We start from the raw sequence: 15,059 nt of genomic DNA, 5'->3' as shown, positions 1-15,059 counted from the left end.
TGCTACTCCTTCTTCTTGGTTGGCCGTTGCCAGCCGGAAAGGGTGCGCTGCGGCGCCCGGGAGACGGTGAGCGCCTCGGGCGGCGCGTCGCGCGTGAGCGTCGTGCCTGCGCCCAGCGTCGCCCCGCGCCCCACCCGCACCGGGGCAACGAGCTGGGTGTCGCTGCCGATGAAGGCATCGTCCTCGATCACCGTGCGGTGCTTGTTCGCCCCGTCGTAATTGCAGGTGATGGTGCCCGCGCCGATATTGACCCGCGCGCCGATCTCGGCATCCCCCAGATAGGCCAGATGGTTCGCCTTCGTCTCCGGCCCGAAGGAAGAATTCTTCACTTCGACGAAATTCCCTACATGCACGCCGCGCGCCAGCCTCGTGCCGGGTCGCAGGCGCGCGTAGGGGCCGACCACCGCCTGCGGCCCGATTTCAGCGCCTTCGAGGTGGGAGAAGGCCCGGATCTCGGCCCCTTCTGCAACCGTGCAGTCGGAAAGCACGCAGTAAGGCCCCACGCGCACGCCGTCGCCGAGCACCACGCGGCCGGAGAAGACGCAGCCGACGTCGATCGTCACGTCCATGCCGCATTCGAGCGTGCCACGTACCTCGAGCCGCGCCGGATCGAGCAGAGTCACGCCGGCACGCAGCAGGCGCTCGGCCTCGCGCTGCTGGTAGAGGCGCTCGAGCGTGGCGAGCTGCGCCTTGTCATTCACGCCGAGCACTTCCGCCGCCTCCTCGGCCTCCACGCCGATCACCGGCACGCCGTCGCGCACGGCCGCGGCCACCACGTCGGTCAGATAGTATTCGCCTTGGGCGTTGGCGTTGGTGAGCGACTCGAGCCAGGCGGGAAGGCGCGCGGCCGGCAGCGCCATCACGCCGGTGTTGATCTCGTCGATCGAACGCACGCGCGCATCGGCGTCCTTCTCCTCGACGATGGCGCAGATGCGCCCGCTCGCGTCGCGCACGATGCGCCCATAGCCGCCCGGATCGGGCAGCCTCGCCGTAAGGAGCGCCAGCGCCCTGCCCCCCTCGGCCGCCTCCAGCAAGCGGGCGAGCGTCTCCGGCCGCAGCAGCGGCACGTCGCCGTAGAGCACGAGCACCACGTCTTCCCGACCGAGAGAATGCAACGCCACGCGCAGCGCATGCCCCGTACCCAGCTGGGGGCGCTGTTCCACCCACACGAGATCCGATTGCGACGCAAACGCCTCGCGCACCCGTTCCGCCTCGTGCCCGACGACGACGAGCAGCCGCCGCGGATTCAAGCGCCGGGCAGTGTCGAGCACGTGCGCGAGCAAGGGACGGCCGGCGAGCGGCTGCAGCACCTTGGGCAGCCGCGAGCGCATGCGCGTGCCTTTGCCAGCGGCCAGGATCACCACGTCCATCGTCTTCCTTCCGCAAGGGAAAAGGGAATTATCGCGTAGACCCTGCTGCGAGCGGACGGGATGCTGCGAGCGGACGGGATGAACGTTTACGAACGTTACGCACCGGCCTGTTCATTCTACTTATACGACCTATAATGGTGCAGAGCAAAAAACGGAGCCCCGCACATGACCTCGCTTGCCACCGAATATATCGAGAATCATCCTTTCGACGAGATCCAGATCGGCCAGACGGCGCAGATGACGCGCACGCTGCGCCCGCAGGATATCCCCCTGTTCGCGGCCATCTCCGGTGACATCAACCCCACCCACCTCGACCCCGAATTTGCCAAAAAAGGGCCCACGCACGAGGTGGTCGGCCATTCCATGTGGGGCGGGGCGCTCTTCTCGGCCATTCTGGGTAACCAGCTCCCCGGCCCCGGCACCGTCTACGTGCGCCAGGATCTGCGTTTCCATCGCCCCATCGCCGTGGGCGATACGCTCACCGCCAGCGTCACCGTCAAGGAGAAACATCCGGAGAATCACCACGTCGTCTTCGAGTGTCTGGCGGTCAACCAGGATGGCCTCAAGGTGATCGACGGCATCGCCGAGGTCATCGCCCCCACGGAGAAGATCCGCTGCGCCAAACTCCATCTGCCCGAGATCTCGGTCACCGACAAAGAATTGCGTTACCGCCAGATCATGGCGCGGGTGAAGGGGCTCGAGCCCATCACCGTGGCCGTGGCGCATCCGTGCGACGAACCCTCGCTCGGCGGCGCGCTCGAAGCGATGCAGACCGGCATCATCCGCCCCATCCTCGTCGGGCCCAAGGCGAAGATCCTCGCGGCGGCGCAGGCGCTCGGCGCCGACCTCTCCGGTTTGCAGATCATCGACACGCCGCATTCGCACGCCTCGGCCGAGGTCGCCGTGCAGCTATGCCGCGAGGGCAAGGCCGAGGCCCTCATGAAAGGGTCGCTGCACACCGACGAACTCATGTCGGCGGTGGTGCAGCGGGACACGGGACTGCGCACCGATCGGCGCATAAGCCATGTCTTCCTCGCCGACGTTCCCACCTACCCCCGGCCGCTGATGATCACCGACGCCGCCGTCAACATCGAGCCCACGCTGGAAGAGAAAGTCGACATCGTGCAAAATGCCATCGACCTCGCCCACGCGCTGGGTATCGCTGAGCCGAAAGTCGCCATCCTTTCGGCAGTGGAGACCGTCACCTCGAAGATCCGCTCGACGATCGACGCCGCGGCGCTTTGCAAGATGGCTGACCGGGGACAAATCAAGGGGGGGCTGCTCGACGGACCGCTCGCCTTCGACAACGCCGTCTCCCAAGTCGCCGCCCGGATCAAGGGCATCCGCTCGGCGGTGGCGGGCAACGCCGACATCCTCGTCGTGCCCGATCTGGAGGCCGGCAACATGGTGGCCAAGCAGCTCGAATACCTCGCCAATGCCTTGCTCGCCGGAATCGTGCTGGGAGCCAAGGTTCCCATCGTGCTCACCAGCCGCGCCGACACCCCCGAGACGCGCGCCGCTTCCTGCGCCGTCGCCCAGGTGCTCGCGCACGCCAAGCGCACCACCGGCCTTCCCTCCTGACCGACTCCGAGGTATTCCATGCGACGCCCCGCCCTTCTCACGCTCAACGCCGGATCGAGTAGTGTCAAATTCTCCCTCTTTCTCGTCGAAGGCGATGCCATCGTCGAAACGCCCCACGCCTGGGGCCAAATCGACGGCATCGGCACGGCGCATCCCCGTTGGCGTGCCGCCACGCAGGATGGCCGCCGCCGCGAGGAATCACCACTCACGCTCACCGGCGAGCTCGAACAGCAGCACCACGATGCATTCTCCCATCTGGTCGACTGGCTGCGCGCGCACGTCGACGACGTGAAGATCCTCGCCACGGGGCATCGCATCGTCCACGGTGGAGCGCGCTTCCGTGAACCCGTGCGGCTCACGCCGGAGATGGTCGCGGAGCTGGAGCAACTCGTCCCGCTCGCCCCCCTGCACCAACCGCACAACCTGCGCCCGATCAAGCGCATGCTCGAACGCCGCCCCACCTGGACCCAGGTGGGCTGTTTCGACACGGCCTTCCACACCACCCAACCTTGGTTCGCCCAGATGTTCCCCTTGCCGCGCAAGCTCTTCGACGAGGGCATCCGGCGCTATGGTTTCCACGGCCTGTCCTACGACTACGTCAACCGCCGCCTGCCCGACGTCCTGGGGCCCGAGCGCGCTAGGGGGCGGGTGATCATCGCCCACTTGGGCAACGGCGCCTCGCTGTGCGCCCTGCGCGAAGGCAAGAGCGTGGCCACCACCATGGGCTTCACCACCATCGACGGCGTGATGATGGGCACGCGCAGCGGCAGCATCGATCCCGGCCTCGTGCTCCACCTCATCGAATACGGCGGCATGAGCGTCGCCCAGGTCGATCACATGCTCTACAAGGAATCGGGGCTGCTGGGCGTGTCGGGCATCAGCCAGGACATGCGGGAGCTGCTCGCGAGCGACGATCCGCACGCCAAGGATGCGGTCGAGCTCTTCTGCTACCGCCTGGTACGCGAGATCGGGTCGCTTGCGGCCGCCCTCGGCGGGCTCGACGCGCTCGTCTTCACTGCCGGCATCGGCGAGCATGCCGCGCCGGTGCGCGCGCGCGTGATCGAACGGCTCGACTGGCTCGGCGCCGTGCTCGATCCCCAAGCGAACGAGCGTACCGCCGGCGTGGCCGGGCGCATCGACGCCCCGGAGAGCCGCGTGGCCCTTGCCGTGGTGCCCACCAATGAAGAAGCGATGATCGCGCGCTATACCCTGGAAGTCTTGCGGCGGGACGGCTCTGCTACAATCGCCGCCAATCCTCCAGCCGCCGACGCGAACCGATGAAAGCCAGCCACGCCCACCTCGTCACGCTCAAGGAAGCCCCTGCCGACGCCGAGATCGTCAGCCAGAAACTCATGATCCGCGCCGGCATGATCCGGCGCACCGCCGCCGGCATCTATGCCTGGCTCCCTTTGGGCTTGCGCAGTCTGCGCAAGGTCGAAGCCATCGTGCGCGAAGAGATGAACCGCGCCGGCGCCGTCGAGGTGCTCCTGCCGGTGGTGCAACCGGCCGAGCTGTGGCAAGAATCCGGGCGTTGGGAACACTATGGCCCGGAATTGCTGCGATTCAAGGACCGGCACGAGCGTGACTTCGTGCTCGGTCCCACGCACGAAGAAGTCATCACCGACCTCGTGCGCCGCGACATCAAAAGCTACCGCCAGCTACCCCGGCACTTCTACCAGATCCAGACCAAGTTCCGCGACGAGATCCGCCCGCGCTTCGGCGTGATGCGCGCGCGCGAATTCATCATGAAAGACGGTTACTCGTTTCATGCCGATTTCGCCGATCTCGAGCGCGAATACCGCAACATGTACGACACCTACACGCGGATCTTCACCCGGCTCGGGCTGAAGTTTCGCGCCGTGGCGGCCGACACGGGTTCCATCGGCGGCACCGGCTCGCACGAATTCCACGTCATCGCCGACACCGGCGAAGACGACATCGCCTATTGCCCCACCTCCGACTACGCGGCCAACGTGGAGCTCGCCGAAGCCCTGCCCCCGCCCGGCCCCCGCCCCGAGCCACGCGAGCCGCTCGTCAAGGTGCACACCCCCGGGGTGAAGACCATCGCCGATCTGGTCGACTTTCTCCACATCCCCATCGAGCGCACCGTCAAGGCGATCGTCGTCGAGGGTGAAGACGGCGCACCGGTGCTCTTGCTCCTGCGCGGCGATCACGAACTCAACGAGATCAAGGCGCAGAAACTCCCCGGCATCAAGAACCCGCTCACCTTCGCCGACGAGGCCGCCATCCGCGCCACCTTCGGCGCCGGACCGGGGTCGCTGGGGCCCGTCGGATTCCCCGGCCGAATCATCGCCGACCGTACCGTGGCCAAGATGGCCGACTTCGTGATCGGAGCCAACGAGGACGAGCACCACTACACCGGCGCCAACCTCGGCCGCGACTTCCCCGAACCGGAAGTGGCCGACCTGCGCAACGTCGTCGCCGGCGACCCTTCGCCCGACGGCAAAGGCACGCTCGAGATCTGCCGCGGCATCGAAGTCGGGCACATCTTCCAGCTGCGCACGAAGTACTCCGAGGCGATGCACTGCACCTTCCTCGACGCCGAGGGGCGTGAGCGCCCGATGGAGATGGGTTGCTACGGCATCGGCGTCTCCCGCATCCTGGGTGCGGCGATCGAACAGAACCACGACGAGCGCGGCATCCTCTGGCCGGCGGCCATCGCCCCTTTCGAAGTCGTCATCTGTCCCATCGGCGCGGCCAAATCCCCCATGGTGGCGGAAGCGGCCGAAGCGCTCTACCGCGACTGTCTCGCGGCCGGCCTCGACGTCGTGCTCGACGATCGCAACGAGCGTCCCGGTGCCATGTTCGCCGACTGGGAACTCGTCGGCGTGCCCTGGCGGGTGGTGGTGAGCGAGCGAGGGCTCGCCGCGGGTCGCTACGAAGTGCAACACCGCCGCGAACGCGAGGCACGCACGCTTCCCATCGGCGAGGTCGTGACCGAACTCGCGGCCTCGATCAACGCCGAGAAAAAACCGCTGGGGTGAGTTCGGGGCAGCTCCGACCGCGCCGAACGGGCCACGTCAAGCCCCTGTCCTCGCCCTTGCCCACCCTTGGGTGGACGTATTTGGCAAGAATCCGGTATCCATGATGCAGCCGTCGTACCGCCCGCGCTTTTTACCCCGGTCCGCCGCCCGATCCCTGCTTGCGGCGGCGCTCCTGTTCACCGCGCTCGCCCCCGCTCCGGCGCGCGCCGGAGCGCAGATCTACGAACCGCTCGCCGACAGCGTGCGCGAGGCGCTCTCGGCCATCGTCGCCGATGCACCCGTCGCCCCCGAACGCATCCGCCGCAATCCGCTCGCGGCCCGCTGGATCGACGCGCAGAGCGAGCGGCTCACCCGCCGCGTCCCCGACCCGGCCGAGCGCGAAGAGCTGCTCGCCACGATCTACTATGAATCCGCCCGCGCCGGCCTCGACCCGGAGCTGGTGCTCGGTCTCATCGAGGTCGAGAGCGGTTTTCGCAAATACGCCGTCTCCACCGCCGGGGCACGCGGCTACATGCAGGTGATGCCTTTCTGGGTCGGGCTCATCGGCACGCCTCAGCACAATCTCTTCCATCTGCGCACCAACCTGCGCTACGGCTGCACCATCCTGCGCCACTATCTCGATCTCGAAAAAGGCGACCTCTACCGCGCGCTGGGGCGTTACAACGGCAGCCTGGGCCGCCCCGAGTACCCCAACGCGGTGCTGGCGAACTGGCGCAAGTACCGCCAGCCCGAGCTCAGCCCTGCGTCCCTCCGACGGTGATGCCGTCGACGCGCAGCGTCGGTTGCCCCACGCCCACCGGCACGCTCTGCCCATCCTTGCCGCAGGTACCGATTCCCGGATCCAACGCGAGATCGGTGCCGATCATCGACACACGCTGCATCACCTCGGGACCACTGCCGATCAAGGTCGCCCCCTTGATGGGGTAGCACACTTTGCCATCCTCGACCCAGTAGGCCTCCGACATGGAGAAGACGAATTTGCCGGAAGTGATGTCGACCTGCCCCCCGCCGAAATTGACCGCGTAGATGCCGCGCTCCACGGAGGCGAGGATCTCTTCGGGGTCGTGCGACCCGGCGAGCATATACGTGTTCGTCATCCTAGGCATCGGCCCGTAGGCGTAGGACTCGCGTCGCCCGTTGCCGGTGGGTTTCATGCCCATCAAGCGGGCGTTGAGACGATCCTGCATGTACCCCACCAGGATGCCGTCCTCGATGAGCACGGTCGGCTGGGTGGGCGTTCCCTCGTCGTCGAGGGTGAGTGAGCCTCGGCGCAGGGGCAAGGTCCCATCGTCGACCACCGTCACGCCCGCCGCGGCCACCCGCTCGCCGATGCGCCCACTGTAGGCCGAAGTCCCCTTGCGGTTGAAGTCCCCCTCCAGGCCGTGCCCCACCGCCTCGTGCAGCAGCACCCCCGGCCAGCCGGGCCCGAGCACCACGGTGAAGACGCCGGCCGGGGCCGGTTTCGCCTCCAGGTTCACCCGCGCCTGATGCACCGCCTCGCGGGCAAGGCGCTCGAGCGCCGCCTCGTCGAACGCGGTAAGACCATGGCGCCCCCCCATGCCGCTCGAGCCGCTCTCGCGCCGGCCGTCCTGCGACATGATGACGGTGAGCGACAGACGCACGAGCGGGCGCAGATCGGCGGCGAGCGTTCCGTCGCTACGGGCGACGAGCACCGTCTCCCACGAGGCCGCCAACCCCGCCATCACCTGTTCGACTCGGGCATCCAGGGCACGCGCCTTCGCTTCCAGCCGCTCCAGCAGCCGCACCTTCTCCTGCGCCGGCAAGGTTCCCACCGGATCGACGGCCGGATAGCGCGCCGGCGGAAGTACGCCGCGGCACAGGTCAACCCGCCGCTCCTGCCCGAGCGCGGCCACCGCGCGTACGGTGCGCGCCGCCTCCAGGAGCGAGGCCGGCCGCAGGTCGTCGGTATAGGCGAGCGCCTGTTTCTCCCCCGCGATCGCCCGCACCCCCACTCCCTGCTCGATGGAGAAGGCGCCGGACTTCACGATCCCCTCTTCGAGGGACCAGCTCTCCACGTGGCGCAGCTGGAAATACACGTCCGCCTCGTCGACCGCATGAGACTGCACCTGCGACAAGGTCGAAGACACGTCCTCCAGCGTCAAGCCGTTGGCCGCGAGCAGCCGCTCTTCGGCCAGCGCCAGTGCGTCCACCTTTTCTTCCTTCCTCTCTGCCATCGCCTTCATGCGAATACGCTCCTGATGAATTCCTTTTCACGTCGATGCCGCCATGCCGGCAGCCTGGCGCGGATCTCGTCGATGCGCGCACGCTGCAGCGTTCCCCGCACCACGCCCTCGCCTTCGGCCAACCGCACGCGCACTTCCCCCCAGGGGTCGACAAGCAGCGAATCCCCCCACGTGCGCCGTCCCGCCTCGTGCCGTCCGCCTTGGGCCGCCGCGAGCACGTAGCACTGATTCTCGATCGCCCGGGCGCGCAACAACACTTCCCAGTGCGCCCGCCCGGTCATCCAGGTGAAAGCCGCCGGCAGCACGATGAGGTCCACGAGCCCCATGGCGCGATAGAGCTCGGGGAAACGCAAGTCGTAGCAGATGGACAGCCCCACCGTCCAGCCTTCGATGTCGACGGTCACCACCGCCTCGCCCGGCTCGATCGTCTCTCCCTCATCGTAGACTTCCTCGCCGTGGCGCAGGCCAAAGAGGTGGATCTTGTCGTAGCGCGCCACGCACCGCCCATCTGGCGCATGAACGAGGCAGGCGTTGCGCACCTTGTCGGGCACATCCGCTTCCAGCGGCACCGTGCCGCCCACCAGCCATATCCCCAGACGCGCCGCCTGCCGCGCCAGCCACTCCTGCAGCGGCCCGGCGCCGAAACGCTCGCGCTGGCGCACTTTCTCGCGCGCATCGGCCGAGATGAGCGCGAAATACTCCGGCAACACCACCAGCTTCGCCCCGCTGTCGACCGCTAGTTCCAGCAGTCGCTCAGCCATCGCCAAATTGTCCGCCACGCGCGGCGTCGATACCATCTGCACCGCCGCGGCGCACAGGAACGGGCGTTTGCTCTCTTCCATCACTTCCCTCCTTCCCCTTCCACCGGCACGGGCTCCAGGGGTTTGACTTCGGGCGCCGACCATGGGCCCGTCACATGGAAACGCCGCCCCAGGATCCGCCCGAAGGGATCGCCCAGGAGTTTTTGCCCGATGAAAGCCACCGCGCCGGCGATCGGATTGGCGATGCCCACGGCCACCGCCGTGCTGTCCGACAATTGCGGCACCACCGTCACATCCAGCTCTTGCGTCTGTTTGCGTAAATCCACCATGCCGACCATCTCCACCGTCGCGCTCGGCGCCGAAATGCGCAGATTGCCCGTGGTCAGGTAGCCATCGTTGAGGGCAAAGCTCCCGTGCAGCCGATCGAAGGCCATCCCTTTGGCAAACACATCGCCGAAATCGAGCAACAAGCGCCGCGGCAGGTTCTGCAGGCTCAAAATCCCCAGCAAACGCCCCACGCCAGGCTCGATCTCCTCGAACCGCCCGTTGGTGACCTCGATTTCACCCTCGGCACTTAGTCGATAGAGATCGAAGTCGAGCGGCGCGCCCGGCCAATGCCCTTTCAGGGTCAAAGTCCCCTTTCCGCCTTTGATGCCACCCGTGTCGAACCAATGCCGCACCGTCTTGCCGGCATCGTCGATCGCCATCGACGCAGAAAACGTCGTCTGTGCTTTCCCGCCGTCACGCCATACGCCCTTTGCCTCGATACGAAACGCCGACGGCACTTCGAGCGTGAGCGCATCGAGCGACCACCTGCCCGGCGCGAGACTCGCCCGCAGCGCGAGCGCCCCCAGCCAGCGATCCCCCAAACCGAAACGATCCACGGTGAGATCGAAAGCGGGCAGACGCCCTTCCTGCGGCGCCTGGCGCTCTTCTTCGGCCTCCGGCATCATCAGCTTCGCGAACCGCCCTTCGACGCGTTGCGTTCCCTCCTTGCCCAAAGTCACGCGCACGTTGCCCTGGGCCTCGTCCGCGGCCACTGCCAGCGACCAAACTGGGGCCTTGTTCTCGCCCTGTACGTGCACGCGATGCCAATGTCGCCCGAGGAAACGGGCCGCAGCCGCATCCACCTGCAGTGCGGCAAACGCCGTTCCCCCTCCCCCATCGCCGATTCCGTCGGTCACCGCCAGCCAGCGATCCAGATCGAGCTCGGAAGCGACGAGCTGCAGCAGACCGCCCTGGCGCGGTGCCGGCGGCGCATCCACCACCCCCACCGCCGCCGCCCAGGCACCATCACGGGCGCGCACGAAACTCAGGCGATCGCCGAGCTGCGCTCTTACCTCCATGCCCGTGGGCAAAAACTTGAACTCCGCCCGACCCGGCCAACGCGCCCCCGCGGCCTTGTCCAATGGCGGCGGCAGATCCGAGCCCATGCCCGTGAGATCGGAGGTGAGCACCAGCACCGGCCCATCCTTGGCGAAGGTCATCGTCCCGCTCACCGCCGTCGACCCCGACAGCGGCAGTTTGCCGAATACGGCCGAGAGCTGCGCCGCCGAGAACGACCCTTGCAAGGCGAGTTTCGGCGGATCGCCCCCGAGCCATTTTGCCGTCACCGGGGCATTCCACCACTTGCCCGCGGCTTGCGCCGAGCGCACGCCGCGCCCGTCGAACGCCACCTCGCCGCGGATCTGCTCGATCGGCCAGCCGGTTACCTGGGCCGGGATTTTCCCTTCGGAAAACGTCAGCGTCCCGCTCACCCCCGGGGGAAGATCGCCGCCGAACGGCAGCGTCAGCGCCAGGCGCAGCGCCGTCTTCGCCTCGAGCTGCACCGCCTGCAGGGCCGCGAGCGGCACATCCTCGCGCAAAGGACTGGCGGAGGCGTAGCGCAGAAACGCTGACCACGGCCCCTCGGCTTCACCCGTCAGCGTCAGCACAGGAATCTCGGCATCGAACGCAGGAATGAAGGCGCGGATCGGTCCGAAACGCACGCCTTGCGCTTGTGCCTGGCTCACCTCGACCGCTACCGCTCCTCGATCGAACGTCACCACCCCCTTCACCTGTTCGAATTCCGGCCACTGCGACGCAAAACGCAGCGTCACCCCGTCGAGCGGCAGGCGCAGCCAGAACTCCCCACCGTCCCCGCGAAACGGAAAGTCGGCGAGCGCTCCGCGCAGGCGAAACTCCACGGACGAGAGCTTGCCGGCCACCAGTGCATCGTGTAGCCACTCCTGCAGCCGCGGCCCCACCGCCCCTCCTGGCAGATAGCGCACCAGCCGATCGAGCGCCACCTCGTCGAGCGAGCCTTGCAAATCGGCCACGTCGCCGGTGCGCGCCAGCCGATAGCGGCCAGACACCTGCGCCGTGAAATCCTCGGTCCGCAGGCGCCCTTCTTCGAGCGTCAGGTCATAGCCCTTACCATCGTACGCCCAACGCCCCCGGAGCACCCCCTCGGGCACCGCCACCGTCTCGAGCCGAGGCCACACCGCCGGCCAGCTCATCGCCCCTTGGGCGATCGACAACGCGAATTCGCCCCCTGCGCGATCCCCCGCGATGTGCCCGCTCACCCCACGCACGCCGAAGGAATCGCCCACCGCCGCCCAACCCACTTCGTCCAAGGTGAGATCGAGCGAATGCAGGTTCTGGCCACTCGAGACCACCACCCCTGAGACCGACCCTTGCGGCCGCAGATCCGCTGCCTGAGGCCACCACAGCGCGAGCGACTCGCCGCCGATCTCCTTCAGGTCGAAATGCGCCTCCACCCGCCCCAGGCGCGAACCGGAGAGCAGCACCACCGCATGCCGCACTGCGCCCGGCGCTTCGCCCTCGAACCCCGCCTGCCAGCCCCACACCCCCATCGCCAAAGCAAGCGACCCTTGGGCATGTGCCTCATTGCCATCGCGCCGCCAGCTGAGCCGCGCTTCGCCCACTTCGATGCTCACCCCGGTCGGCAAACCGGCCGAAGGTGTGGAGCCGCCGGAATGCAGCCGCTGCTCCAGTGCCGCCGCATCGGCCACCCGCACCCGGGCCGCCGGTACGAGCACCTGGACCACCCCCTTGCCGGCGCGCCAGGCCGCCCATCCTCCGCCCAAGGTCACCCGCACGAGGGGTAGCGACGCCTCGGCTTCGCCGGTACGCACCTGCACGTCGCTTGCCACCGCCACCGGCCACCAGCCGTCCCACTGCCCTTCCAGGCGGCCGATCGAGACCTCCATCCCGCTGCGCACCGAGAGTTCGCGTACCAGCGCATCGCGCCACAAGTCGAGCTCCGGCCACAACCAGAACCGCAACGCCGCGAGCAGCATCGCCGTCATCACCGCTGCGACCCCCACGAGCATCGCCGCCGCGATCCCCAGCTTGCGCACTGCCGTTGCGATCCTCAACCCTCCGACCCTCCTCTATCACATTGCACTACAATGGACGCACCCTGCATTGTAACGGACGCCCGCTCCGAGCCTTCCATGTCGCCCCTGCCTGCTCCTTACGCCGAAACCCTCCGTTACAGCCCTTTTCTCGCACGCCAGCTCGAATCCCGTCCCTGGCTCGCGGAACGGCTCGCCGCCACGCTCGATTCCCCCATCGACCGCGAGTCGATGCAGGCGTTCCTTGCCGATCCACCCGGCCCCCTGCCAATCGACGCCGACGAACGGCTGGAATCCGCTCTGCGGCGGTTGCGGGCACGGGTTCTAGCGCACATCGCCCTGCGCGATCTCGCCGGCCGCGCCGACCTCGACGAAGTCACCGGCACCATGACCACACTGGCCGAAGTCGCCCTGGAGGCCGCCCACGACCACGCCTTCGAGCGTCTCATCGAACGGCACGGCCGTCCGCTCTCCCCCTCCGGCTGGGAACAGGAACTACTCATCGTCGGCATGGGCAAGCTCGGCGGGCGCGAACTCAACGTCTCCTCCGACATCGACCTCGTCTTCCTCTACCCCGAAGACGGCGACACCGCCGGCCCGAAAATCCTCAGCAATTTCGAATTCTTCGAGCGGCTCGGCCGGCGCCTCATCCACATCCTCGGCGCTCCCACCGCCGACGGATTCGTCTTCCGCATCGACATGCGCCTGCGTCCGCACGGCGACTCCGGACCACTCGTGTGTTCCTTCGACATGCTCGAAAACTACCTCCTCACCCAGGGGCGGGAATGGGAGCGCTATGCCTGGATCAAGGGGCGGGTGCTGCGCGGCGAGCGCTGGCAGGAACTCGAATCCCTCGTGCGCCCTTTCGTCTTTCGCAAATACCTCGACTACGGCGCGATCGAGGCCATGCGGGCGCTGCACGCCCAGATCCGCCACGAAGTGATGCGGCAGGATCGACTCGACGACGTCAAGCTCGGCCCCGGCGGCATCCGCGAGATCGAGTTCATCGCCCAGGTCCACCAGCTCATCCGCGGCGGCCGCGACCCCGAACTCCAAATTCGCCCCACGCGCCAGGTCCTGCGTCGGCTCGCCGAACGCGACATCCTGCCCCAGGAAACCGCCGCGGCCCTCGACGAGGCTTACGTCTTCCTGCGCCGCGTCGAGCACCGCCTGCAATACTGGGAAGACGCGCAGACCCACCGCCTGCCGCGCGACGACACCCAGCGCCAACTGCTCGCCCAGGCGATGGGATACTCCGACTGGCCCGGCTTCGAGCGCGAATTACGGCGCCACCGCGAACGCGTCGCCGCCGAATCCACGCACGTCTTCGGACAGGAAGCGCGAAGCACCACCGTAGCCGTACCGGTACTCAGCGCCGCCGTCGACGAAGTCGAACACTGTCTGCAAGAACGCGGCTTCGCTCGCCCCCAGGAGCTCGCCCGACGCATCGACGCCTTCCGCACTTCACCGCGCACCCGTGCGCTCACTACCGCCGACCGCAACCGGCTCGACGCCCTGCTGCCGCGCGCCATCGACATCGCCGCCACGCACCCCAAACGCGACGAGGTGCTCGAACGTCTCCTCGAACTCTTCGAGGCCATCGGCCGGCGCAGCGCCTACCTCTCGCTACTGCAGGAATACCCGCAGGCCCTGCGGCGCGTGGCCGAACTCGTCGGCGCGGCGCGCCAAGCCGCCACCTACCTCTCGCGCCACCCCATTCTGCTCGACGAAATCCTCGACGAGCGTCACCTCGACGAAGAACCCGACTGGTCCGCCTTCGCGCACGAGCTCGAGCGCCTGCTCGATGCCATCGAACCCGATGCCGAACGCCAGATGGACCTGATGCGCGAACACCACCACGCCCAAGCCTTTCGCCTGCTCATGCGCGACCTCGCCGGTCGGCTCACGGTGGAGCGCCTCTCGGACCACCTCTCGGCGCTCGCCGACACCCTCCTCGAGCTCACCCTGCGCTACGTCTGGCGCAAGCTGCGCCGCCGCCACACCGACACCCCGCGCTTCGCCGTGATCGCCTATGGCAAACTCGGCAGCAAGGAACTGGGCTACATCTCCGATCTCGACCTCGTGTATCTTTTCGACGACCCCCACCCCGACGCACTCGAAACCTACACCCGCTACGCCCAGCGCATCAACACCTGGCTCTCCACCCGCACAGCCGCCGGCATCCTCTACGAAGTCGACCTGCGCCTGCGCCCCGACGGCGAGGCCGGGCTGCCGGTCACCCCGCTCGAAGGATTCCACCGCTATCAGCGCGAGAAAGCCTGGACCTGGGAACACCAAGCGCTCACCCGAGCCCGCTTCTGCGCTGGCGACCCCGAACTCGGCGCACGCTTCGAAGCCATCCGCCGTGAGATTCTCTGCCTGCCGCGTGATCCTGCCAAACTCAGGGAAGAAGTGCTCGCCATGCGGCAAAAGATGCGCGACGCCCACCCCTCCCGCGCCGGGCTCTTCCACCTCAAACACGACCCGGGCGGACTCGTCGACGTCGAATTCCTGGTGCAATACCTCGTGCTCGCGCACGCCCACGAACACCCCGAACTCACCGCGAATACCGGTAACATCGCCCTGCTACGCTGTGCGGCAGACTTGGGGCTCATCGACGCCACGCTCGCCCGGCAGGTTGCCGACGCCTACCGCGAACTGCGCCGGCTGCAGCACCGCCAGCGCCTCGACGAACTTCCGGCCGTCGTCCCCGAAGACGAAGCCGCGGCGCTGCGCGAGCCCATCATCGCCCTGTGGCGACGAATTTTCACCTGATGCA

Annotated in this window: 9 protein-coding genes; 5 read left to right on the top strand and 4 right to left on the bottom strand. The window is 67.6% G+C overall.

Annotation, left to right across the window (positions count from 1 at the left end):
- Positions 1-2: 2 nt before the first annotated feature.
- Positions 3-1,370: a bifunctional UDP-N-acetylglucosamine diphosphorylase/glucosamine-1-phosphate N-acetyltransferase GlmU gene (gene glmU / locus H607_RS0101985; RefSeq protein ID WP_028874043.1), complete on the bottom strand. Its 1,368-nt coding sequence runs from the start codon at positions 1,368-1,370 to the stop codon at positions 3-5.
- 165 nt (positions 1,371-1,535) lie between these two features.
- On the opposite strand from glmU, the gene H607_RS0101980 reads away from it, so the two are divergent.
- The 4 genes from H607_RS0101980 to H607_RS0101965 all read left to right on the top strand — a co-directional run bounded on the left by H607_RS0101980 (position 1,536) and on the right by H607_RS0101965 (position 6,716).
- A complete protein-coding gene (locus H607_RS0101980) occupies positions 1,536-2,951 on the top strand; it encodes a bifunctional enoyl-CoA hydratase/phosphate acetyltransferase (RefSeq protein WP_028874042.1) in 1,416 nt (471 codons plus the stop codon).
- 18 nt (positions 2,952-2,969) lie between these two features.
- Positions 2,970-4,232: an acetate/propionate family kinase gene (locus H607_RS11290; RefSeq protein WP_051240562.1), complete on the top strand. Its 1,263-nt coding sequence runs from the start codon at positions 2,970-2,972 to the stop codon at positions 4,230-4,232.
- A complete protein-coding gene (locus tag H607_RS0101970; protein ID WP_028874041.1) occupies positions 4,229-5,956 on the top strand; it encodes a proline--tRNA ligase in 1,728 nt (575 codons plus the stop codon). Before H607_RS11290 ends, H607_RS0101970 begins: the two co-directional genes overlap by 4 nt.
- 103 nt (positions 5,957-6,059) lie before the next feature.
- Positions 6,060-6,716, top strand: coding sequence for a lytic transglycosylase domain-containing protein (locus H607_RS0101965; RefSeq protein ID WP_051240590.1), 657 nt, complete (start codon positions 6,060-6,062; stop codon positions 6,714-6,716).
- On the opposite strand, the gene tldD is transcribed toward H607_RS0101965, so the two are convergent.
- The 3 genes from tldD to H607_RS0101950 are packed head-to-tail and all read right to left on the bottom strand — an operon-like array spanning position 6,691 to position 12,301.
- Positions 6,691-8,151 carry a metalloprotease TldD gene (gene tldD, locus H607_RS0101960; protein ID WP_028874039.1) on the bottom strand — a complete coding sequence of 487 codons (1,461 nt, stop codon included), beginning with the start codon at positions 8,149-8,151 and terminating at the stop codon, positions 6,691-6,693. The genes H607_RS0101965 and tldD overlap by 26 nt on opposite strands.
- A 5-nt stretch (positions 8,152-8,156) precedes the next feature.
- Positions 8,157-9,002 (bottom strand): carbon-nitrogen hydrolase family protein, encoded by an 846-nt coding sequence (locus H607_RS0101955; RefSeq protein WP_028874038.1) that lies wholly within the window; start codon positions 9,000-9,002, stop codon positions 8,157-8,159.
- Positions 9,002-12,301 (bottom strand): YhdP family phospholipid transporter, encoded by a 3,300-nt coding sequence (locus H607_RS0101950; protein ID WP_157381256.1) that lies wholly within the window; start codon positions 12,299-12,301, stop codon positions 9,002-9,004. Before H607_RS0101950 ends, H607_RS0101955 begins: the two co-directional genes overlap by 1 nt.
- A 78-nt stretch (positions 12,302-12,379) precedes the next feature.
- Between H607_RS0101950 and glnE the strand changes: the two genes are divergently transcribed.
- A complete protein-coding gene (glnE, locus tag H607_RS0101945) occupies positions 12,380-15,055 on the top strand; it encodes a bifunctional [glutamate--ammonia ligase]-adenylyl-L-tyrosine phosphorylase/[glutamate--ammonia-ligase] adenylyltransferase (protein ID WP_051240561.1) in 2,676 nt (891 codons plus the stop codon).
- Positions 15,056-15,059: the final 4 nt, after the last annotated feature.

This window comes from Tepidiphilus margaritifer DSM 15129, from assembly GCF_000425565.1.
In the GTDB taxonomy this organism is placed as follows: domain Bacteria; phylum Pseudomonadota; class Gammaproteobacteria; order Burkholderiales; family Rhodocyclaceae; genus Tepidiphilus; species Tepidiphilus margaritifer.
The sequence above is the reverse complement of the archived record's forward strand: the minus strand, read 5'-3'. Positions and strand labels throughout refer to the sequence as shown.

Bases quoted from the DNA above. Each gene is read 5' to 3' on its own strand.
- glmU (WP_028874043.1), bottom strand. From the start codon at position 1,370: ATGGACGTGGTGATCCTGGCCGCTGGCAAAGGCACGCGCATGCGCTCG.
- H607_RS0101980 (WP_028874042.1), top strand. From the start codon at position 1,536: ATGACCTCGCTTGCCACCGAATATATCGAGAATCATCCTTTCGACGAG.
- H607_RS11290 (WP_051240562.1), top strand. From the start codon at position 2,970: ATGCGACGCCCCGCCCTTCTCACGCTCAACGCCGGATCGAGTAGTGTC.
- H607_RS0101970 (WP_028874041.1), top strand. From the start codon at position 4,229: ATGAAAGCCAGCCACGCCCACCTCGTCACGCTCAAGGAAGCCCCTGCC.
- H607_RS0101965 (WP_051240590.1), top strand. From the start codon at position 6,060: ATGCAGCCGTCGTACCGCCCGCGCTTTTTACCCCGGTCCGCCGCCCGA.
- tldD (WP_028874039.1), bottom strand. From the start codon at position 8,151: ATGGCAGAGAGGAAGGAAGAAAAGGTGGACGCACTGGCGCTGGCCGAA.
- H607_RS0101955 (WP_028874038.1), bottom strand. From the start codon at position 9,002: ATGGAAGAGAGCAAACGCCCGTTCCTGTGCGCCGCGGCGGTGCAGATG.
- glnE (WP_051240561.1), top strand. From the start codon at position 12,380: ATGTCGCCCCTGCCTGCTCCTTACGCCGAAACCCTCCGTTACAGCCCT.